Here is a 21070-nt window from a genome sequence, read left to right on the forward strand (position 1 = left end):
ATTATCTGCAAAGTTAGCAGCCATCACCTTTAGTGATAAGATGGGTGAATAATTACTCATTTTTAAGTTAAATGGTATGTATAGTTTTGAGCAACTAAAAATTTTTGTAACAGTGGTAGAAACAGGATCTTTTTCGGCAACAGCCCGAAAGCTAAACCGCGCACAATCGGGAATTAGCCAAGCTATTTCTAATCTTGAAATAGCGATTAATCAAACATTGTTTACCCGTAATAAAAATACACCCAACTTAACAAGTAACGGTAAAGCATTGTTACCAATTGCATACTCTATACTTCATCAGCAAAAATATTTTGATCAAAAAGTGGATGCATTAGCACAAAATTATGAACATGAAGTAATTATAGCTATAGATGAAAGCCTAACTAATCAAGATATTTTAAAAGTGATTACCCCACTTGCTGATCAGTTCCCTGTTACTAACTTTGAGATAATATCTGCAACAACATACGATATAGAAAATCTGGTAAAAACAGGGAAAGCACAATTAGGTATCATATATAGTGATGGCGAACTAAAGGTAGATATGGATTTTTTTCTATTAGGGCAAGCTCGGTTTTTAACGATTTCATCACCAGTGCATCCGCTTGCAACGCTAAAATCTGTAACAAGCAGTGATTTAAAAGCCCATAGGCAATGTGTTCATCGCAGCCTTAATCAAAAAGAGTTATGGTTTAGCTACGCAATCAGCTCTAGGGTTTGGTATGCAAATACACATCAGACGCTTGTCGACCTAGTAACCCAAGGAATTGGCTGGGCACTTGTACCAGAGATGGCAATTCAAAAGCATTTAAATCAAAGTGAAGTTATAACACTGCCCGTTACACATGAACAAGGCGGCTGGCTAACTCCCGTAGGATGCGTGGTTTCGAGGAGCCAAGCATCGGGTCCGGTTCTTCAAAGCTTAATAAATCTTTTGCAACAATATTTTTTAAAAAATGATGGCTGGGAGCTAAAGCTTTAATTAAATAGTTTACTGATTAACTCAGTAAACTATTATATAGACAGCTCTGTTAATCGTTTGCGCAAGATTCTAAACCAACTCGATAAGTCGATATTATTCCTGAACCACTATGCTTATGAAGTGCAGTAAAAGCGCTATAGCTAGGCTTATAAGATACAGAGTAGCTCATATTTAATTGCGAACCATAGTTACCACAGCAATTAGAACTAACAGATGCATCTTGGTTTATAATTTTAAAGTCTTCTAATTTATAAGTTTTAGCAAAAGCTAATAACTGTTCCGTTTTTTCTTGGTATATAGCACCTACATCAACATCTTCAGAAGATTTTATATTTTCCATGTAATTAAGTGATGCAACATCTCTTACTTTACATGTTTCCTCTGTCGCTGAATCGGCTGCAAATACTAATGATGGAGCCGTGATAAGCAGTATAGATAGAAGGGTATTCATAATGACATCCTATGTAATTAAATTTCCATTATTAAATCTTAAATGTAAGATTTAATTATTGCCTGTAACACTATCTTTAATCAATCGGCTGCATTTTATCAGTAACTATTTTTCTATTCAACATCTTAAATATGTAGGATATTAAGTGAAATATTTAAGATTTTTTTATTTTTTATAATTCTTATTTACTATATTCTTATTTTGTATATTTATAATAGCAAAGGTTATACCCACTATTTACAGAAACCCTAAACTCTACTTTATTTAAACTTATAAATTCGTAAAATCGGATTATTCCTTTAGTCTGTTTATAATTTTTTCTTGATAAGTACTTACTGTAGAAAACTTTTGTATCGGAACAAATAAATCCGCGAGCTTTTCGTTTGAGATATCAGAGATATTAATCCCTTTATATAAAATAGGCGCATTATTTTGTCTGGTTAAATTATCCGACAGTAAAAGATTTAATTTCACTGTACGTGCTAACTCTTCTTGATACAGAAAAAATTCTCTTAAATGTGTACTGACTATATCGTCTGGTTTTGATCTGTCTATCATCAAAATTTCGTCAATTAATCGGTTTAACCTGCTGCGAGACTCTATTGCTTCGTCGAGAATATCTAACCAATTAAGCTCTGTACTTGATAGTAAAGCTAAAAAATACACCGTTCGAGCTTTATTGTAATTAATAAAACCAGGCCACATAACATCTTCGCTAGATACTCTAAGTGCTTTATCAAACTGCTCAGCGGCAGATTTAAGATACATACTTACTTCTTCAAGTATTGATGGCTCTATAGTATTAATATTTTTTTGAGCCAACTCTAAACCATCAATCGACAAAATATCTACAGAGTTCATATTTAGCGACTCTCGTAATAAATACATGCCTTTTTTGTTGTAATACAAACCTAGGTAATTATGGTAAATGGTTTTTGTAACTGGATTACGAAGAATTGGACCTCTCACATGAAGTAAGTCTGCATGAATATTAAAATTATCATCAGCTACAAAATTTTGGTAAGACACAACAGCTTTAAATAGCTTTATTGTTTCCGTTATTTGAATTGAATTACCTTTACTCACCGAGTGTAATATTTCACAGCGCCTATCAACTTCTGACAAAATTGTATCCATACGCTTTTTATAAAGTACTTTGTTAGTTTCTGATGCATTAAAAACAGCTGGAAATAAAACAATTAGGTCAATTATATATTGCAGGGTATCGGCAAAAAGAACGGCGGTTTCTGATTCTTTTTTTAGTTTATGCTCAATAGAGTCAAAAATTTCTTTCTCTAGTGTATTTTCATCTTGGGACTTAAACTGATTAATTAACTCTGGAAGTGAGGTTACGTAATTTTCATTATCTAAAATGTTACCTTCCATTTTGCTAATGTTATTTACACTATCAATTGATGTATATGTTCTAACAGTAATAAATAAAGCTAATACGGCTATACAAAAGCTTACTGTTGATATGGTAAAGCTTAGTAAATCTTTACCTTCTTTTAAATCATATACCCATACAGCAAGAAAAGCTGAAAGTAGAACAAGTAATAATATTGTAAAATATAACATTTTTGATGTGCGCATATGTCTTCCAGACTTGGGTCGAGCTAACAATCTAACATTGCTGATTTATAACACGAAAAACGCAGGCTTTACACGCAAACTAAGAGTTACATAAGTTATTTATTATCGAGCTGTAAAGCCTTTACTGAACGTAAATAATTAAATGTTTTTATCACCCTTCCCATTTACCCAGCGCTTGTTTGTCACTTTGTTTAAACTCAACCCAATTTGATGAGTCTTTAAAATGCTCTTTTTTCCAAAACGTGGCGTGGTTTTTTAAATAATCCATTATAAATTGTGCGCCTTCGAACGCGGCTTGGCGATGGCGGCTGGTCACACCTACAAATACAATTTGCTCGCCAAGTGCTAAGTAACCAACGCGATGAATAATGCATATTCTCGCCAGTTGCCAGCGAGTTTGTGCTTGCTCTGCAATAGATTTAAGAAGTTGCTCGGTCATACCAGGGTAGTGCTCAAGCTCAAGTGCAATAACATTATCGCCACTGCTGAACTCTCTTACCAATCCTGTAAAGGTGACAACAGCGCCATCGCTTTTATTATTACTACAAAGCGTATTGTGCTCGTTACCTACATTAAAACCATCGGTTTGTACTTGAATATGTATGCTCATTAGCCACCTGTAACCGGCGGGAAAAAGGCAAGCTCATCCCCTGCTTTCACTATTTCGTCGCTTGATGACATAGTTTGGTTAAGCGCTGCAAGTAGCTCACGCTCCTCCAGCCACGGTTGCCAATGCGGGTATTGGCTCACTAATTTTAATTTAAGTTCTGAAATAGTAAGCGGCTGCGTAATCTCAAGGCTTAATTTACTGCACTTCAAGCGCTCTTTTAGTTGCCCAAAAAACAATAACTCTACTTTTCCGGCGCTAGATATTGCATCGTTTGGATTAATCGCGTTGCCAACTACCATTTTTGCCCCCTGCTTTTTGAGTAACGCGCATGCCGCTAATTTCCATTAGTGGGTCGGCTGCTTTACACATATCAAACAAAGTAAGCGCAGCAACAGATACCGCTGTTAACGCTTCCATTTCTACGCCAGTTTTACCGGTAAGTTTGCAGTAGCTGGTTATTTTAATTTGGCTGTTTGCTTCATCAAGTTCAAAATCAACAGCTACTTTAGTAAGTGCAAGCGGATGACAAAGCGGAATTAAATCGGCGCACTTTTTAGCGCCTTGAATACCCGCAATACGTGCCACGCCTAACACATCACCCTTTTTGTTTTGATTAAGCATTACTTGCTCAAAAGCAAGCTTACTCATGCTAATAAATGCTTCAGCTGAGGCATCACGCAAGGTTACGTCTTTGAGCGATACATCAACCATATTAGCTTGGCCGTTTTCGTCAACGTGGCTTAACATACTATTGCTCACGCGATTCACACTTTTTACCAATGGTAATGTGCGGTGCAAAGTTACACGGTTTATGCATTGAGTTAAGTTGATCTTTTATAATGCCTGTCCACGCTGTTTTACATGCGCCTGTAGAGCCTGGCATACAAAAAATAACGGTGTTGTTAGCAAGTCCCGCAAGTGCACGAGATTGAATAGTTGAGTTACCAATTTCACCGTACGATATATGTCTAAATAGCTCACCAAAGCCGTCTACGCTTTTATCAAACAGCGGCGCAAATGCCTCAGGTGTTGAATCACGTTCGGTAAATCCTGTACCACCAGTCACTAAAATAGCGTGAATGGTGTCGTCGGCTATCCACTGCGATGCAATAGCGCGCATTTGGTAAACATCATCTTTTACAATTTCTTTATCCGCTAAGTGATGACCCGCCTCAGTTAGCGCTTTAATTAAGTAATGACCAGAAGTATCGGTAATCGCATCGCGCGTGTCGCTTACTGTAAGTACGGCAATGTTTAAAGGTATTTGTGTATCGCTTGTGTGGCTCATAATGTTCTTCTCAATTGGTTAATGCTTAGGTCAAAATGCTCATTTACAGCTTTAAATTGCGCCGGTGTATTGGTGTTTATTAATGCATGCGCTTTATTACATAAAAGCGTTTGCACACCAATGCTTTGGGTAAACTGTTTTATTGATTTATGACTGTTTGCGTTTGTGAGTATGTGTTTTAAATGATTTTTTACACTGCTTGTATTACGAATATACAGCGGTAGTGGTTCATTTTCAAAGTGCCAAGCATGTATTTGTGACTGATTTAATTGATTGCTCACACTTTGTACGTTATTTGTCTGAGAAGCCAGCACTATTGTGCTTAACAAACTACTCGTAAGTAGAGGCATATCTACCGCAGTAATAAGTAAATCGTGCTCAGTGGCTATTAATGTTGAGTAAATTCCGCCAAGGGGTCCACTATTTGGGTATATATCTTTAACGTACTTTTCTGAGGGATAATCGCTCGGCGAATAATGGCTCGATGACTTGACTGGATTTGTAACGTTGCGGCTTATTAGTATATTTTTAGCGCCTGCCTCTTTTAATAAATCACACGCATTGTGCAATAGCGTTTTATTTTTTAAAACTAAATCGGCTTTGTCTGTGCCCATTCTTGATGACTTACCACCAGCAAGTACAACGCCTGTAAAATCTCGCTTAGCTTTTATATTAGATTTTATATCAGCTTCTATATGACTATTCACATCAACTCCCATGTTAGCCACCTAACATAGCTAAGTGAGTTGTCGCACCTGTTAAGCGTTTATCTAGCTCATGGCTTATTTCTTTATTGCCCATAGCAGCTCGAATTGCCTTTACGGTCGCTGCAGTATCATCCTCGTTGAGTAGTTCGCGTAAATCTATACCTTGCTCGGCAAACAAGCATAAGTGTAATTTACCCAACGCCGACACCCTTAAGCGATTACAGCTTTTACAAAAATCTTTACTGTACGGCATTATTAAACCAATACGACCATCGTAATCAGGATGACAAAATTCCTCAGCGGGTCCGTTTAGTTTCCCCCTAACAACTTGTAACCAACCTTGGTCGAGTAATTGGGCTTTAACCGTTTGCCCACTTAAGTGGTTTTCTTCAAAAAAAGTTGCGCCGTCACCTGTTTCCATTAATTCTATAAAGCGCACCGTAACTTTGTGGTGTTTTACCCACGCTAAAAAATCCTTCAATTGGTTTTTATTAAACTGCTTGGCAAGCACTGCATTTATTTTTATATCTTTTATGCCCAGCTCTACCGCGCGTTCAATCCCTTTTAAAATAAGGTTAAGTTTGTCGTGCCCTGTTATGAGTTTAAACATACTCGGATTTAAACTATCAATACTGACATTAAGCGCATCAAGCCCTGCTTCAGCAAATTCATCAATTTTCTTTAATAAATTAAACCCGTTGGTAGTAATGGCTACTTTTTCAATGCCAGGTGTATTTTTACAGAGTTTTATAATATCGGTTACGTCGTTTCGTAAGCATGGTTCGCCACCTGTAATACGCACTTTTTTGGTACCTAACTCTGCAAACGCATTTACTAACGTGCTAATTTCGTTTTTATTTAAAAAATTACGCGGCGTATCGCACTGATACCCGTTTGGTAAACAATAACTACAACTAAAATTACATACATCGGTTATTGAGAGGCGCAAATAGTTAAACTGCCGACCAAATTGATCATTAAGCATATGCTTCCTTTTTTCTTTACATTACAACCGCAACATCAATGCTGCTAGAACCTGCTTTGTAATGTTGTTTTATTAATTGGCTTAATTGTGTTTTACACGAACCGCAGTTCGTCCCACATTTAAGTTCAGACCCCAATTGCTCGACTGTGTTTGCACCGTTTTTAATGGCGTTTATAATTGGCTGCTCTCTTACTTTAAAGCAGCTACACACTTGTGCACCTTGGGTAAATTCTTCATCGGGAGTTGCATAAAGCAAAGACTGCAACTGTGTAAAGGTCAGTAATGGCTCTGCAAATAAATGGTTTATCCACTCAAGTGATATTTCTTTTTGCTCATTAGAAATAATACCAACAAACGCTAATTGATCGTTTTGAATACACTGCACATGCATGGCTTTTGCCGTATTCATAGCCGACCACAGCCCTTGTAAACCGGTTAAGGTTTGGCAGTAATACAATAAATCACTTTGTGGTTCATTAAGTGCCAATTGGTAATTAAAGCAATTACTTGCATTAACTTTGAGCCAAAAATCACTGTCTATAACAAGTTCGTTTTTAGCAAACAGCTGCATATATTGCACAAAGGGTGCTTTAACTATATTAACAGCGCCGTGTTTGCACTCAGCCTGACCAGATAGAGGGTCAACTACCGATTGATACAACCCACTTACTGTTGCTGATGACGCAAATTGCTTGTTCCAATGAATAGGCATAAAGCATTCACCTTTTCGCACGGCATCGGTTACTTTTGCATGCGCGGTAACCTGCCCAGTTTGGGCAATCGCACTTATTAAATCGTTTTGTTTTATTGCTAATTTACTGGCATCAAGCGGATTAATTTCAATGTACGGGCGTGTAATATGCGATGAAAGCGCAGTGCTTTTACCCGTGCGGCTCATAGTATGCCATTGGTCTCGTATACGACCCGAGTTCATTACAAACGGGTAATCACTTGATGTTTTTTGCACAGGTAATTTCGGCGTTATGGGTATAAAACGCGCTTTTTTATCAGCGGTGCTAAATTGGTTATCTGTAAAAACCTGACCGTTTTTATAAGGCTCGTTTTTAACAACAGGCCACATAATGGGTTTTAAATTATCATACTGATTTTGTGTGAGCCCAACTAAACCTGAGAGGTTTAACAATCGGCTGCCGTTATTTTCAAAATCGGTTAATTGTGCCCATTCTTCAAAAATGCCACTTGGGTCTGTAAAATCAAACCCTTCAAAGCCCATTTTTTTAGCAACATCGCACATAATTTGCCAATCGTTTTTAGCTCCTGAATAAGGCGCTACTAACGGGCGCTGCCTTGATATTCTGCGCTCTGAGTTGGTTACTGTGCCGTTTTTTTCGCCCCATCCGGTTGATGGAAAAGCAACATCGGCAAATTTTAATGTATCACTTTTTGCAATACAGTCAGATACAACTACCAGCTCGCAGGTCTCTAATGCCTTTTTAATAGCGGCGTTATTGGGCAAGCTCACCATTGGGTTTGTTGCCATTATCCACACTGCTTTTATTTTACCTGCGGCTATTTCATCAAACATATCGATGGCATTGCTGCCTGCTTTTTTAGCAATAGTTGGCGAGAGCCAAAAACGTTGCACAAGTGATTGATGCGCTTCGTTTTCAATATCTAAATGCGCCGCTAACTGATTAGCCAAACCACCTACTTCGCGCCCACCCATCGCATTGGGTTGCCCCGTAATCGAAAACGGACCACTGCCTGGCTTAAGTAATTTACCTGAGGCTAAATGCGCATTAATAATGGCGTTGCATTTATCTACACCCGAGCTTGACTGATTTATACCCATTGAATAAAAGCTAATCGCACTTGGGCTGTTAGCAAATAGCGCGTAAAACTCAGTAACTTGCTCAATTGCTATATCGCAAAAGTCGCTAACAGCCTCACAGCTCCATTTTGTTGCCTCTTGCAGTGCGCTTTCAAAGCCGTTTGTGTGCTGAGCAATAAATTGCGCATCGAGGTGGTTATGCTCATTTAAATAATTAAGTAAGCCGTTATAAAGTGCGGCGTCACTGCCTGGTTTTATATTTAAAAATGTGTCGGCAAGCTCAGCGGTGTCGGTTTTACGCGGATCAATAACCACTACTTTCATATTTGGGTTAAGCTGCTTTGCACGCTCCATTCGCTGATACAAAACCGGATGAGTCCACGCTGCATTAGAGCCAATTAAAATAAGTAACTCAGTTTGCTCTAAATCCTCGTAGGTACACGGCACTACGTCTTCACCAAAAGCGCGTTTATAACCTGCCACAGCAGATGACATACACAGGCGCGAATTTGTATCAATATTGCCTGAGCCTATGTAGCCTTTCATTAATTTATTCGCGATGTAGTAATCTTCAGTAAGTAACTGCCCCGATACATAAAAAGCCACCGCATCGGGTCCGTGCTTTTGTATTATGTCGTTAAATTTATTGGCAACATGGTCGGTGGCTTCATCCCACGTGGCTGCTTTATTATTAATAAGAGGCGACGTTAAGCGATTATCACTGCCTGTTGTGTCGAGCAAATGCGTGCCTTTTACACATAAACGACCAAAGTTTGCGGGATGCTCTCGCATGCCTTCAAGCTTGGTTGGCACATTATTAAAAAGTGAAATATCAACACCACACCCTACACCACAGTAAGCACATGTTGTTTGTTTTAAACTCGTTTTATTTATAGTTGGTGACGTGTTTGCGGTTGCCATACTGCTCTCTTTTAGTGTGCTTTAATTTATGCGGGCTGTTTAACAGGCTCATTAAGAGTAACTACGTTAATAGTGTTACTTGCTTTAGCGAGGGCGCTGTTTATTACGTTTTGAACGAGCTTTTCACAACCTCCACAGCCTGTACTGGCTTTGGTGCTTTGCTGCACACTTGCCAAATCTATGCAGCCTTTAGCGACTGTTTGTTCAATGGTGTGTTTAGTTACTTTATGACAAGCGCAAATAATAGCGTCATCAGGCAAGTCATCGGCGCTTAGCTCTGCTATGTCGCCAGCAAGGGGCATAATGAGCGCTTCGGGAGCGGTGGTAAGTTCAATGTCGTTTAAATGATATTGCAGTAAATTATCGTAATCGCTGGTATCGCCAACAAGTACGGCGCCAATCAGCTTATTACTTTGTGAATTAGTGACTACTTTTTTATAAATGCCATTGGGTTGATCCTCAAAATAATAGCTTATTGCGCCTTCGCTGCGTGCATGCGCATCGCCAATAGAGCCCACTTCAACACCCATTAATTTAAGCTTAGTGCTCATATCGGCACCGCTAAATTCATCGGCTTTATTGTCTAAGCCAGTACTTTGCTGGGTCTCTTGCAAAATATGTCCAACCGCTATTTTAGCCATGGCATAACCAGGTGCCACTAAGCCAAAAATAAAATTATTCCACAGTGCACATTCGCCAATCGCGTATATGTTTTTGTCGCTCGTTTGGCAGTGGTTATTAATTACAATACCGCCGCGCTCACCTAACTCTAAATTAAACTCGCGGGCTAAATTATCATAAGGGCGAATCCCAGCAGAAAATACAATCATGTCGGTTTCAAGGGTTTTACCGCCTTTAAAACACATTTTGTAACGGCAACTTTTACCTTCTACTATTTCCTCAGTCGCTACCGATGTATGCACAGTAACGCCCAAATCTGTAATTTTGTTTTTTAGTAACCGACCGCCCCCCGCATCAACTTGTACACCCATAAGTTGCGGTGCAAATTCTATTACGTGAGTCTGTAAACCCAATTGCTTTAATGCGTTTGCAGCCTCAAGACCCAGTAAACCGCCACCAATTACCACGCCTACTTTACTACCGTGGGCTGAGTTTTTTATTGCGTGTAAATCGTTAATGGTCCGATACACAAGGCAATGCTCGCGATCTTTACCAGGAATAGGCGGCACAAATGGGAATGAGCCGGTAGCAAGCACCAGCTTGTCGTATTCAAACAGCTCCCCTTTAGCGGTCTTTACAGTTTGCGAATCACGATTTATATCAACCACTTTAGAGAGAGTATGAAAGCGTACTTGCCAATCGTCATAGGTTTTATTGCATGTAAGAGCGAGGTCGTCTGCGGTTTTACCTTTAAAAAAAGACGATAGTTGCACGCGGTCATACGCTAAGCGGTCTTCTCCACTTAATACCGTAATTTCAAATGGGTTATCACCCTGATTTTGAGAAACCAGCTGCTGCACAAAATGATGCCCCACCATTCCGTTCCCTACCACTACAACACGCTGCTTGCTTAGCATTTACTCACCTTAAACCGACATTGCTTTACTTATAGCTAAACTTAAGTCTAGTTATTTGTTATAACTTTGTTAAAGCAATATGCAAGCCATGCATATATTAACATTAATTATCAATGAGTTAATGTATGCGGAGTGTTTGTAAAGCACCACAAAATAGCATTGTATGCACCAATTTGTTACGCAGTAAAAATATTTTAAAACACTTTGGGGACGGGCAGCATTGTAATGTGGAATTAATAAATTAAATTCCACTTCAGGCTTAGTTTAATTGGAAGATGGTAAGTGTGAGCAGTTGATTTTTATTAGCTTTTTTGCGCGATAACTTTATTTAAACGGGTATATTAATACGCATGAAATTTCTAATATAAAACAGATGCGAGCTATATTAGAAATTACCAATTAGAGCTATAAAACCGCTCTTATATAGCGGCGTATATACGCCGCTATACAATTATTCACACTAATTATAATAAAGATATTTATGCTAATTTTACTTACCAGGATAAATTCTTAGCACAACTGCTTGATGTGAAATAACCTCATCATCGTAATTTGTTGAGAATGACCCCATATCTTTATGTTTCCATAAATCACGTACATGTACTTCATCCCAATCAAGACCAAGATCTTGCTTCCAATCAATTGATATTTTTTGGGTTTCACTTCCACGATTCAACATAGCTACTGCCCAACTACCATCTGACATTGGTTTTGCTAAAACATGTATCTTACCCGTTTTTTTAACTGTTTTTGCTTGTTTCCCAAGAGGATCTTGATTCAAAGCAATTACTTCTTTATTTGTCAGGGTTTCTAAAGTGTAAGCATCTAAGTTTCTGACATCTGTGCCAGTTAATAACGGCGTTGCTAAAATAGACCACAAACTAAAGTGCGCACGGTATTCAATATTCGATGCACCAGCACCCACAAGCTCTTTACTCTCGCCATTGAGACCTACCACTAACATGTCAAAATCATTCCACTGCCCAGGCTTATTAAATTCTTCTAAGCCATCGCCTCTATCGAGCATGTCAAGAACATCAAAATAGTAATCTTCTCTATTCTCTGAGTAATCAAAATCATCCGATATATCTTGACCTATTCTCCAGTGATTTGCGCCTATATCACCTGCCCATTCCCAAATATCTTCCCATCCACAATGACATGCATGTAATACAATATCTTTAGGGTTATCAATTAATGGTTTAGACATTTTATAAAAAATTTCTTTTAATTCTTGTTTACTCGCATCTTTATGAGAGCAACAACTGTCGTACTTTAAATGATCAACATTCCATGAAGCGAACATATCTGCATCTTGTTTCTCATAGCCCAAACTTCCAGAAAACCCAGCGCATGTCGTTTCACCTGGTCCAGAGTAGATGCCTAGCTTCATGCCATTTTTATGTGCATATTCAGATAAAAACGTTATTCCTCTTGGAAATTTTTCTTTATCGTAATCTAAGGCTTTATTTTGACGTTTTCCTTTATCTTGCTGCCACCCATCATCGAGGTTAACGTAAATGTATCCAGCGTCTCGCATTCCATTACTTACCATTGCATCTATTGTTTCAATAATAAGTTTCTCATTTATTTCAACACCAAATTGATTCCAGCTACTCCACCCCATAGGAGGTGTTTTTGCTAATCCATTGTTAAGTTTCTCAAAAATATGGCTTTGTTTATCTTCTGATTGTGCGTGTACTTTTTCTGTTATGCCGATTGTAGAAAAGAATAAAATAGCGAAGAGTATAAAAATACGTGATGTAGTTATAGATTTCATATATTTCCCCAATGATTAAATAAATTAACATAAAACATGTTAAATCCATACTAATTGAAAGATAATGAAAGGTAAAGGCAGTGTGAAACAAAAAGAAACTTTTGTTATGTGTAATAATGGGCCGAGGATTCAAATAGACCAAACAATCACAATCGTATTATGGTGATTTAGTAATATTGTTTTTTTGGATGAAGGCTCGTCAAGTGAGGCTATTTAACTGCGGTATAAATATTTGTACTTAATGGGCTGAGTAACTTCTCCTGTATTATTTTACTTGGGCGTGTTTAACATTTATGCAGCGTTGTCGGTTATTTACAAAAAAGTAACTACACTTCATAGGCTTCGCCGCCCAGCCTAAAACCGTATAAAAGTAAATTATTCGGTTTTTATTAACGCATTTACCCATATTCACAAAGGTAATACGCGTTAATAGAACCGAGTAATCACAAGTATCATTTTAAATTAAGGGGAAAAATGCAAAAAATTAAAATTTAGCGCTCATCCATACCCACAATTTTTGGGTATCGACTTTATTAGCAGCGGTATCGCCCGCTGAGTAATCAGCGTATTTAGCACCCACAGAGTAGGTTTTATTAATAGGTTTAATGTATTGTACGTTTAGCTCACGACCTAAATCGTCAACCCCATTTGATTGCTCATTGGCATCAAAACTGTGATATGCCACCAGCCATTTACCGTCAAATGCTTTACCGTTTAAGCTTATGTATGTGTCATCCAAACCTTGTGTGGGTGTGCTCAAAAACATATCTGCCCAACCATTAAATTTATGCATTGTGGCAAGCGGTGCTGCAAACCCGTAATCGCCGCTGTCAGAGCCTAGTGATTCGATGCCAGCTTTTAATGTTATGGACTCACTGCCAAACCCATTAATATCAACACCTCCTTCAAGTGCATAGTAGTCTGCATCAAAATCACTCACACTTGTTGAAGCAGACTGCGTTGCATACTCCGCTTTGTAATAAAACGTTATGTCGTTTAGAGTTTTATTACCGTTAAAAGAAAGGCCATAAGTGTCTAAACTGTCGTCTTGTAGTGCATCGTCACTTAATAAGTAACTGTATAAAACCACTTTACCGTAGTCTGTTTTAAAGCTGGCATTAATTAGATGATCGGACGATTTAATGTCTTTATCGTCAGCAAATATACGGTTACGTTTGTTTAAATAACTGTATTGTAAATCTATGTTATTAAATGCGTAGTTGATAGTTGCTGCATCAAATGTTTGCCTATCTTGACGCCAGCCTACATGCCCAACAAAGCGCTGCCCATCAAGTGCAATTACTTGACGCCCTACTTTTAGCGATAAGCCATCGCGGGCATATTTAACAAAACCTTGGTCTATCTCAGTGCTTTCTGGGTCTGCAATAACAGAGTAATTAGTGTTTTTCCCCACCGTATTGTTGTAATCATCTACGCCCAATAGGCTGCGAGTGTCTTCTACTTCAATAAGGGCTGAAAAACCATTAACCTCGTCTGTTTGATGCGTTAAGCGGGTTCTAAGTGTTAAGCCGCTTGCATCTTTTAAGGCATTGTTTTGATCAACGCTTTCAAAACGCAGTCTAAAATCAAGATCAGTTTGCGCAGCAAAGCTTATTGAAGGCGCAGTGAAGCAACCCAGTATAAAAATAATAGGTAAGTTGTTCTTATAGTTAAGCATTTTGGTTCTCTACGTTTTAATTATTAATACACACACCAAAGCAATAAATAAACACAGCGAAATACATTTCCAGACCATCACTGGATCGCGTTTTAGTATTGAGCTTTTATTGGCGGTACTTTCTAAATAAGGGTTAGGTTTGTTGATATCGTTTATAAACTCAGAAAAAGCTTGGTATCTGAGCTCGGGTTTAGGTGCAAGCGCCTTCATAAGGGCTTGATCTAACCAAAACGGAATATCGGCTCTGTATTTACGAATACTTGTGTAGTGCCAATGGCTGTAATCTTTTGGCGCTACGTGGTTAAGTGGCAGTGGTTTGTAAGGTAATTTTGAGCACAATAACTCGTATGCAATAACGCCAAGTGAAAACAAATCACTTTTAAAATCGGCGTGCATAGTAATAAGTGTTTCGGGTGCGGTGTAGTCGGCAGTACCTTGTGGGCAATCATCCGCAATTTGTTTAACCGACTCGTCCATAGCTGCAACACTTACTGTGCCGTAATCAATGAGCGTTACTTTTCCGTGCGCATCTATCATTACATTATCGAGTTTTAAATCGCGATGTACCATATCGAGTCGCTGAAACGCCCTTAGTGAATGTACTATTTGTTCAATAATACTGCGTACTTGAGTTATTTCTGGGTGCGGCACGTCGTGCTTCCAATCACTGAGCGTTTGCCCGTCCATGTACTCACAAATATGATACAAAAAACGACTTTGCGATTGCGTACTCAGTACTTTCATCACGTTTAAATGGTTTATACGTTGCCCTACCCAACCTTCTCTTATAAAGCCTTGAAGGTAGTGCACATCGTCTTCAAAATTAACCGAAGGTGCTTTTAAAACCACTGGCGGTATATCGGGCGCTTGTTGCACTAAATAAATATGCGAGCGACTACTGGCATGCAATTTACGAATAACCGTGTAGTCATCAATTTTTTGTCCAACATTAAGCGCAGGTGGAATTTTTCGTCGTGTTAGCGAATGATAAAGCTCATCTAACTTTTGCTCGGCAATATTTTCTACTTTTACCAGTAAGCAACTTACGTTGTCGTCACTGCCTCGCGCTAATGCAAGTTCGGTAATTGCTTTAGCTGCATTTTCTAAATTAGCGTGCTCGTTAATTAATTTAGCTATATCACTACTTGGAAGCACATCGTGTACGCCATCGCAGGTTAATATATAAATATCGTCTGCTTTTAGGTCAACTTCGTATACATCTATTTCTTGATGAAGTTGTGCGCCAAGTGCACGCGTTAGCGTATCGTTTACTTTGTGATCCCGTGTTATTGCCTCTATTTTATTTTCTCGCAAGCGAGTAATACGCGTATCACCTAAGTGAAATATATAACCCGTTGCCGACTTTAAAATAAGTGCTGTAAAAGTGGTCATCCAATCAGCTTGGCGCTGACCAAGATGATTGTAATTAACCGATTGCGAATACAGCCACTGATTTAAACTTGCTAACACCTTCGACACTGACTTTTTAACTGCCCAACTTTCGGGGGTATTTAAATACTCATTTATAAAATGAGTGACCGAAAGTTGAGACGCTTGTTTCGCATTTTTTGCTGATGAACACCCATCGGCTAAACAGGCAATAACGCCTTTAGACTCTTTTTCTTGCGCTTTGGTATTAAGGGCTGCAAACGCATCTTGGTTTTCTGCTTTTAGCCCTTTAGCGCTGTGCCCGCCAAATGAAACGTTGAGTTCATTTTTTAACGCTTTAGCTTGGAGTGTTTCATCAAACATCGTCAATAATGCCTTAAGTCACTGAAATAAGTTCAACGGTGCCGTCTTCATTTACTTCGGTAATATGTCCATCTGGTTCTTTCATAAAAAACAGCGCGCCTAAGCCAAGTAATGCACTACCCGCAATAATGAAAAAGAAGGTTTTATAATCAACAAGTGATAATGCCGTTAAGTAAACTACTGCGCCTACATTACCGTAAGCGCCTGTCATACCTGCAATTTGCCCAGTTAAACGACGTTTAATTAGCGGTACTGCGGCAAATACAGCGCCCTCACCTGCTTGCACAAAGAACGAACATGCCATAGCAGCTACAACAGCAAGCCATAAAGGCCACGATGCATCAACCAAGCCCATTACAAAATAACCAACAGCAAGACCTGTCGTAAGTACAATAAGTGTTATACGGCGACCCAATTTATCTGAAATCCAACCGCCACCAGGGCGAGATGCTAAGTTCATAAATGCGTAAGCAGAGGCTAAAATACCCGCGTACACCATATCAAGACCAAACACATCCATAAAAAACAGTGGCAACATAGATACAACCGCAAGCTCAGAACCAAAAGTTGTAAAATATAAAACATTTAAAACAGCCACTTGTTTAAACTCATAACGATGCGACTCAGGTACTGGCTCTTTAAAAATATGACCATTTACGTCAAAGGTTTTATACACTTCGTAAATATAAAGTAGAACTAAAAAAGCATACACAGCAAGTACAAAATTAGCCGAAATTAAGTTAGCACCGGTTGGCGAAAGCTTCCAAGTAAGTAATGCTAATGCGCCGTACATAGGGATTTTCATAATAAGCAGTAATACAAAGTCGCCTTTACTGGTTACTTCCATTGCGCCTACTTTTTTAGGCTTAAAGTATGTACCGCCTTTTGGCGTATCGGTTACATTTAAGTACCAAATAACACCAAATATAACGCTTAATACACCGGTTAAGCCTACTGCATAACGCCAGCCATCTTCGCCGCCAAACATTAGTGCAATAATTGGCAATAACATAGCCGCAGCTGCTGAACCAAAATTACCCCAGCCGCCATAAATACCTTCCGCTATACCCAACTCATTAGCAGGAAACCATTCACTCACCATTCGAATGCCCACAACAAAGCCAGCACCAATAAAGCCTAAAGCAAAACGCGCCAGCGCTGCTTGTTCAAATGTAGTTGCCATAGCAAACATAAAACACGGAATGCTACAGGTAATAAGTAATGCTGAATAAACAATACGCGGACCAAATTTATCGGTTAGCATACCCACAACAACGCGGGCAGGAATAGTTAACGCTACATTTAAAATGAGTAACGTTTTAACTTGTGCCATGGTGATCCCAAGCGAACCCGCAATTGCACCTAGTAAAGGGGCATGGTTAAACCATACAAAAAATGACACAAAAAAGACCATCCAACTCAGATGTAATACTTTCATTTTTCCTTTAAAGGATATTAGGTTAAACCCAGAACTCGGTTGCATGTTTATTTTCCTCGTAAACGTATTATTGTTTTATTAATGCCCCACCCTTTTATATGAGTAGCAGCCAATGTTTGTTGAATTTAAGTTAACCCGATATAGCAATTACTGAGCCACTAATTAAAAACCATAAATTTCATATAGTTAAATGCAACAGTTGTTTTTATACGTTATAGTTGCACTATATGAGTGAAGGGCTCTGGGTTGTTAGAGTGCAAATAAAAAGCGTTACCACTTGCTCTTGGATTTAACAAATTGGTATTGTTTATAAAAAGTATGAGAAGCTAAAAAATGCAAAAATCACCGTTAACTTACCAGCAGCAACTGCGCTACTCTCGGCACATTATGCTTCCGCAGCTTGATATAGACGGACAAGAGAAAATATGGCAATCGCATGCTTTAATTATTGGTGTAGGAGGGCTTGGGTGCGCGGTAGGTCAATACTTAGCAGCATCTGGCGTTGGCACGCTTACCTTAGTTGATAACGATGAAATAGACGTAACCAACCTGCAAAGGCAAATACTGTATAAAGAAAGTGATATTGGTAGCTCAAAATGCAGTGCCGCTAAAAAACAGCTCAGCGAACTTAATAGTGAAATAGACATAAATACCATTGAGGCATTTTTTGATGAAAATACGTCTATCAATCCTCTATTTAATAACATTAATATAGTAATTGATTGCTCAGATAACCTAGCAACGCGTAATGCACTTAATAGCGCCTGTTTTAAAGCTAAAGTTCCGCTGGTATCAGGCTCTGCAATACGTATGGAAGGACAAGTCGCCTGTTTTACTATGGATGAAAACAGCCACTGTTATGGTTGTTTATCACAATTTTTTAGTGAACAAACACAAAGCTGCTCAGAATCCGGTGTGCTCTCTCCTATTGTGGGGCTAATAGGCAGTATTCAGGCTATTGAAGCGCTAAAAATGCTTGCTGGTTTGCCAAGTGGTTTAAGCGAGCACTTATTGCTGGTGGATGGTTTAAGCATGGAGTTTAATCGTTTTAAAATAGCTAAAAACAGTCAATGTGCGGTGTGCAACATTTAGTTATTCTAGATTACTGATCGTTGTATAAAGCACATCGCCCACTTTAAAGTCGTTTTTGTCCCACACTCGTCTTGATGCCAAACAATACAATGTTTGCCCATCTACATTAAGCGTTAGCTGCCACTTATTATTAATAAGCTCAGCCTGAGTTAATACCGACTTTAAAACATTACTGTGCGTTGTTTGCTCAGGCTTTAACGCACTAAACGACATTTGCTCACTTTCTATAATTAGCTTATTACTGCTATCTACAAGTGCAGGAAGCACAAAAAGCGGCTGCTCACTTTGCTGTAATTGCAGTTGATATAGCCCGTAGTCTTCATCAAATTTAACCACATCGTAATTAATTAAGCTCAGCGGTGTTTGCCTGTCGTTTGCGTAAATAGCCTTTGCAACGCGCGCACTCGCACCTTGGTTTATCACCTTGCCTTTATCTAGCTGAATAAGGGTATCGCAGCAAAATAGCAGCTCTTTTAATGAGTGACTTACAACTATAAATTTAATATTAAATTTAACGGCTAACTCATTGAGTTTAGTGAGTGTTTTAAAACGCAATGACCAATCAAGCGCGCTAAAAGGCTCATCAAGCATTATAAATTTTTGACCGGCAAGTAAAGTGCGCGCAAATACGACACGTTGGCGTTCGCCACCCGATAAGCTTTGTACGTCACGATTTAGTAAATCTTCTAATTCAAGCGTTTTAACAACGTACTCTAGCGTTAAGCTGCTTTGCTTATTCCCGCAGTGTTTTTGTGTAAACGCTAAATTACCTGCCACATCTAAATGAGGAAACAACGGGCACGATTGCAACTGAAGCGTTATACCGCGTTTATCGCTTGGTAACTCATGCACTGGCTGATTGTTTACATAAACACTTTTTGCAGGCTCTAAACCACTAATACAGCGCAGTAATGTTGACTTACCCGAGCCAGAAGGCCCGTAAACACCCAATACATTAAACGACTCAAGATCAAGGTTTATATCTAAATCAAAATTATTGAGTGCTTTAAAAAGGCTTAACCTAATCATGTTATGACTTAACCCCAACAATGCTTTTATTAAACTTAAATAACAGCACTAAACAGGCAAACGAAATAGCCAGTAAAATAAGTGAAAGCTGATGCGCCGCCGTGTAATTTAACGATTCAACATGGTCGTAAAGCGCGATAGACACCACCTGTGTTTGCCCCTGAATATTACCGCCAATCATTAATACCAAACCAAACTCACCCAATGTATGCGCAAAGCCTAAAGCAAAAGCGCTACCAATACTGGGTTTTAAAAGCGGAATAATTAAATGCACAAAGCGTTTAAACGGGCTTAACCCAAGCGCAATTGCCGCTTCGTTATAGGTTTGATTAATATGCTTAAACCCAGCCACAAGTGGCTGCATTACAAAAGGCAGTGAGTAAAAAAGCGAGCCAATAACCACGCCCTGAAAACTAAACGCAAGCTGCGTACCCGTTAGCCAAAACCAAAATTGCCCAACAGCGTGATCAGGCGAAAATAAAACAAGTAAGTAAAACCCTAATAACGTAGGCGGCAGCACTAAAGGCATTGCAATTAATGCTTCTAAAAATGGTTTAAATTTACCGTTATAGCCAGCGAGCTTGTAAGCCACCGGAATACAAAAAACAAGAAGGAGTACTGCGGTTATAAAGGCAAGTTTAATAGTTAACCACAGCGCGGTTAAATCACTTTGAAGCATTGTTGTCCTTTATTCTGTAACCTAATTCAATTAACTGCTGCTGCGTAGCCTGCGTCATTAAAAATTGCATGAGTTGCTTAGCGCTAGCGAGTTTTTTAGTCGACTTAATAATAACACCCTGTTGAATTATATCGGGATATTGATTGGTAGGCAGCACGGTGTAATCTAAATACTTTTGATTTTGAGTGTTACTGTAAGCCGCCTTTAGTGATGAAACAGCCACCAGCCCGACTCCTACATTACCGCTTTCAACAAACTGAAAAGCATGCGTAATGTTATTCCCGTACACATAATTTACTGGCTTTTTAAAATGGTTATTAGCGTAGTGCTCTGAGGCACGCCCGTAAGGTGAAAAACGCGGATTAGCAATGGCTACTTTATCATTTACTTTTTCAGCTTTGGGTTGCCATAAAGCAAGCTCGCCTAAAGCGTAAGTGATTAAGCTACTTTGCTCAGCATAGCCTTCTTTAATAAGCGATTGCGGTCGAAAATCGTCAGCCGATAAAAACACATCAAATGGCGCGCCATGCACTATTTGCGAATATAAAACACCGCTAGAAGCGGCTGATATTTTCACGTCAACATTAGGTAATGGGGATTTTTTTAGTAGGGTTTGCAATACAATTTTAAAATTACTCGCTACGGCTACTTGCAGCGTTTCTTTTGCGTTTACGCTGCACGAAAGCATGCATGCTATAAGCAAAAAATAACCCAACCATGTATTGTAAAGCTTTGACATTATAAGTATTGTTTCA

Annotated in this window: 19 protein-coding genes; 2 read left to right on the plus strand and 17 right to left on the minus strand. The window is 38.8% G+C overall.

The features are described 5' to 3' along the window. The first annotated feature begins 76 nt into the window (after window positions 1-76). Window positions 77-982, plus strand: coding sequence for a LysR family transcriptional regulator (locus tag I6F65_RS01890; protein WP_197111254.1), 906 nt, complete (start codon window positions 77-79; stop codon window positions 980-982). A 49-nt stretch (window positions 983-1031) separates the two neighbouring features. Here I6F65_RS01890 and I6F65_RS01895 read toward each other — a convergent pair whose 3' ends face one another. From I6F65_RS01895 to I6F65_RS01960, 14 genes are all read right to left on the minus strand, one after another. Further along, window positions 1032-1433 (minus strand): hypothetical protein, encoded by a 402-nt coding sequence (locus tag I6F65_RS01895; protein WP_197111255.1) that lies wholly within the window; start codon window positions 1431-1433, stop codon window positions 1032-1034. Window positions 1434-1724: 291 nt separating this feature from the next. Beyond that, complete coding sequence (locus I6F65_RS01900) at window positions 1725-3026, minus strand: hypothetical protein (RefSeq protein WP_197111257.1); 1302 nt, start codon at window positions 3024-3026, stop codon at window positions 1725-1727. Window positions 3027-3177: 151 nt separating this feature from the next. After that, window positions 3178-3636, minus strand: coding sequence for a molybdopterin synthase catalytic subunit MoaE (moaE, locus tag I6F65_RS01905; protein ID WP_197111259.1), 459 nt, complete (start codon window positions 3634-3636; stop codon window positions 3178-3180). After that, a complete protein-coding gene (locus I6F65_RS01910; RefSeq protein ID WP_182695789.1) occupies window positions 3636-3935 on the minus strand; it encodes a MoaD/ThiS family protein in 300 nt (99 codons plus the stop codon). The genes moaE and I6F65_RS01910 overlap by 1 nt, the downstream gene beginning before the upstream one ends. Next, window positions 3913-4383, minus strand: a complete 471-nt coding sequence (gene moaC, locus I6F65_RS01915) for a cyclic pyranopterin monophosphate synthase MoaC (RefSeq protein ID WP_197111361.1) — start codon at window positions 4381-4383, stop codon at window positions 3913-3915. The genes I6F65_RS01910 and moaC overlap by 23 nt, the downstream gene beginning before the upstream one ends. A gap of 1 nt (window position 4384) precedes the next feature. Continuing rightward, window positions 4385-4924 carry a molybdenum cofactor biosynthesis protein B gene (gene moaB, locus I6F65_RS01920; protein WP_024609783.1) on the minus strand — a complete coding sequence of 180 codons (540 nt, stop codon included), beginning with the start codon at window positions 4922-4924 and terminating at the stop codon, window positions 4385-4387. Further along, complete coding sequence (locus tag I6F65_RS01925) at window positions 4921-5643, minus strand: molybdenum cofactor guanylyltransferase (protein WP_197111261.1); 723 nt, start codon at window positions 5641-5643, stop codon at window positions 4921-4923. Before I6F65_RS01925 ends, moaB begins: the two co-directional genes overlap by 4 nt. A 1-nt stretch (window position 5644) precedes the next feature. Then, window positions 5645-6616, minus strand: coding sequence for a GTP 3',8-cyclase MoaA (gene moaA, locus I6F65_RS01930; RefSeq protein ID WP_149602496.1), 972 nt, complete (start codon window positions 6614-6616; stop codon window positions 5645-5647). Window positions 6617-6632: 16 nt separating this feature from the next. After that, window positions 6633-9329 carry a nitrate reductase gene (locus I6F65_RS01935; RefSeq protein WP_197111263.1) on the minus strand — a complete coding sequence of 899 codons (2697 nt, stop codon included), beginning with the start codon at window positions 9327-9329 and terminating at the stop codon, window positions 6633-6635. 26 nt (window positions 9330-9355) lie between these two features. Next, a complete protein-coding gene (locus I6F65_RS01940) occupies window positions 9356-10867 on the minus strand; it encodes an FAD-dependent oxidoreductase (RefSeq protein WP_197111264.1) in 1512 nt (503 codons plus the stop codon). 490 nt (window positions 10868-11357) lie between these two features. Then, complete coding sequence (locus I6F65_RS01945; RefSeq protein WP_231613078.1) at window positions 11358-12494, minus strand: glycoside hydrolase family 27 protein; 1137 nt, start codon at window positions 12492-12494, stop codon at window positions 11358-11360. Between the two features lie 637 nt (window positions 12495-13131). After that, entirely contained in the window at window positions 13132-14325 is a 1194-nt protein-coding gene (locus I6F65_RS01950) for an alginate export family protein (RefSeq protein WP_197111266.1), read from the minus strand. A gap of 9 nt (window positions 14326-14334) precedes the next feature. Beyond that, entirely contained in the window at window positions 14335-16077 is a 1743-nt protein-coding gene (locus I6F65_RS01955) for a bifunctional protein-serine/threonine kinase/phosphatase (protein WP_197111267.1), read from the minus strand. Between the two features lie 13 nt (window positions 16078-16090). Further along, window positions 16091-17560 (minus strand): NarK family nitrate/nitrite MFS transporter, encoded by a 1470-nt coding sequence (locus I6F65_RS01960; RefSeq protein WP_166111462.1) that lies wholly within the window; start codon window positions 17558-17560, stop codon window positions 16091-16093. Window positions 17561-17848: 288 nt separating this feature from the next. Between I6F65_RS01960 and moeB the strand changes: the two genes are divergently transcribed. Beyond that, window positions 17849-18607: a molybdopterin-synthase adenylyltransferase MoeB gene (gene moeB, locus I6F65_RS01965; protein ID WP_197111268.1), complete on the plus strand. Its 759-nt coding sequence runs from the start codon at window positions 17849-17851 to the stop codon at window positions 18605-18607. Here the strand turns inward: moeB and I6F65_RS01970 are convergent, their stop codons facing one another. The 3 genes from I6F65_RS01970 to modA are packed head-to-tail and all read right to left on the minus strand — an operon-like array spanning window position 18608 to window position 21054. Continuing rightward, window positions 18608-19636 (minus strand): ATP-binding cassette domain-containing protein, encoded by a 1029-nt coding sequence (locus tag I6F65_RS01970; RefSeq protein ID WP_197111271.1) that lies wholly within the window; start codon window positions 19634-19636, stop codon window positions 18608-18610. It abuts the gene before it with no gap. A 1-nt stretch (window position 19637) separates the two neighbouring features. After that, window positions 19638-20315 (minus strand): molybdate ABC transporter permease subunit, encoded by a 678-nt coding sequence (modB, locus tag I6F65_RS01975; RefSeq protein ID WP_197111279.1) that lies wholly within the window; start codon window positions 20313-20315, stop codon window positions 19638-19640. After that, window positions 20302-21054, minus strand: coding sequence for a molybdate ABC transporter substrate-binding protein (gene modA, locus I6F65_RS01980; RefSeq protein WP_197111281.1), 753 nt, complete (start codon window positions 21052-21054; stop codon window positions 20302-20304). The genes modB and modA overlap by 14 nt, the downstream gene beginning before the upstream one ends. Window positions 21055-21070: the final 16 nt, after the last annotated feature.

This window comes from Pseudoalteromonas sp. SWXJZ94C (assembly GCF_015864385.1).
Taxonomy (GTDB): domain Bacteria; phylum Pseudomonadota; class Gammaproteobacteria; order Enterobacterales; family Alteromonadaceae; genus Pseudoalteromonas.

Excerpts from the sequence above, each read along its gene's own strand:
- I6F65_RS01890 (WP_197111254.1), top strand. The coding sequence starts at position 77 with ATGTATAGTTTTGAGCAACTAAAAATTTTTGTAACAGTGGTAGAAACA.
- I6F65_RS01895 (WP_197111255.1), bottom strand. The coding sequence starts at position 1,433 with ATGAATACCCTTCTATCTATACTGCTTATCACGGCTCCATCATTAGTA.
- I6F65_RS01900 (WP_197111257.1), bottom strand. The coding sequence starts at position 3,026 with ATGCGCACATCAAAAATGTTATATTTTACAATATTATTACTTGTTCTA.
- moaE (WP_197111259.1), bottom strand. The coding sequence starts at position 3,636 with ATGAGCATACATATTCAAGTACAAACCGATGGTTTTAATGTAGGTAAC.
- I6F65_RS01910 (WP_182695789.1), bottom strand. The coding sequence starts at position 3,935 with ATGGTAGTTGGCAACGCGATTAATCCAAACGATGCAATATCTAGCGCC.
- moaC (WP_197111361.1), bottom strand. The coding sequence starts at position 4,383 with ATGTTAAGCCACGTTGACGAAAACGGCCAAGCTAATATGGTTGATGTA.
- moaB (WP_024609783.1), bottom strand. The coding sequence starts at position 4,924 with ATGAGCCACACAAGCGATACACAAATACCTTTAAACATTGCCGTACTT.
- I6F65_RS01925 (WP_197111261.1), bottom strand. The coding sequence starts at position 5,643 with ATGGGAGTTGATGTGAATAGTCATATAGAAGCTGATATAAAATCTAAT.
- moaA (WP_149602496.1), bottom strand. The coding sequence starts at position 6,616 with ATGCTTAATGATCAATTTGGTCGGCAGTTTAACTATTTGCGCCTCTCA.
- I6F65_RS01935 (WP_197111263.1), bottom strand. The coding sequence starts at position 9,329 with ATGGCAACCGCAAACACGTCACCAACTATAAATAAAACGAGTTTAAAA.
- I6F65_RS01940 (WP_197111264.1), bottom strand. The coding sequence starts at position 10,867 with ATGCTAAGCAAGCAGCGTGTTGTAGTGGTAGGGAACGGAATGGTGGGG.
- I6F65_RS01945 (WP_231613078.1), bottom strand. The coding sequence starts at position 12,494 with ATGGGGTGGAGTAGCTGGAATCAATTTGGTGTTGAAATAAATGAGAAA.
- I6F65_RS01950 (WP_197111266.1), bottom strand. The coding sequence starts at position 14,325 with ATGCTTAACTATAAGAACAACTTACCTATTATTTTTATACTGGGTTGC.
- I6F65_RS01955 (WP_197111267.1), bottom strand. The coding sequence starts at position 16,077 with ATGTTTGATGAAACACTCCAAGCTAAAGCGTTAAAAAATGAACTCAAC.
- I6F65_RS01960 (WP_166111462.1), bottom strand. The coding sequence starts at position 17,560 with ATGCAACCGAGTTCTGGGTTTAACCTAATATCCTTTAAAGGAAAAATG.
- moeB (WP_197111268.1), top strand. The coding sequence starts at position 17,849 with ATGCAAAAATCACCGTTAACTTACCAGCAGCAACTGCGCTACTCTCGG.
- I6F65_RS01970 (WP_197111271.1), bottom strand. The coding sequence starts at position 19,636 with ATGATTAGGTTAAGCCTTTTTAAAGCACTCAATAATTTTGATTTAGAT.
- modB (WP_197111279.1), bottom strand. The coding sequence starts at position 20,315 with ATGCTTCAAAGTGATTTAACCGCGCTGTGGTTAACTATTAAACTTGCC.
- modA (WP_197111281.1), bottom strand. The coding sequence starts at position 21,054 with ATGTCAAAGCTTTACAATACATGGTTGGGTTATTTTTTGCTTATAGCA.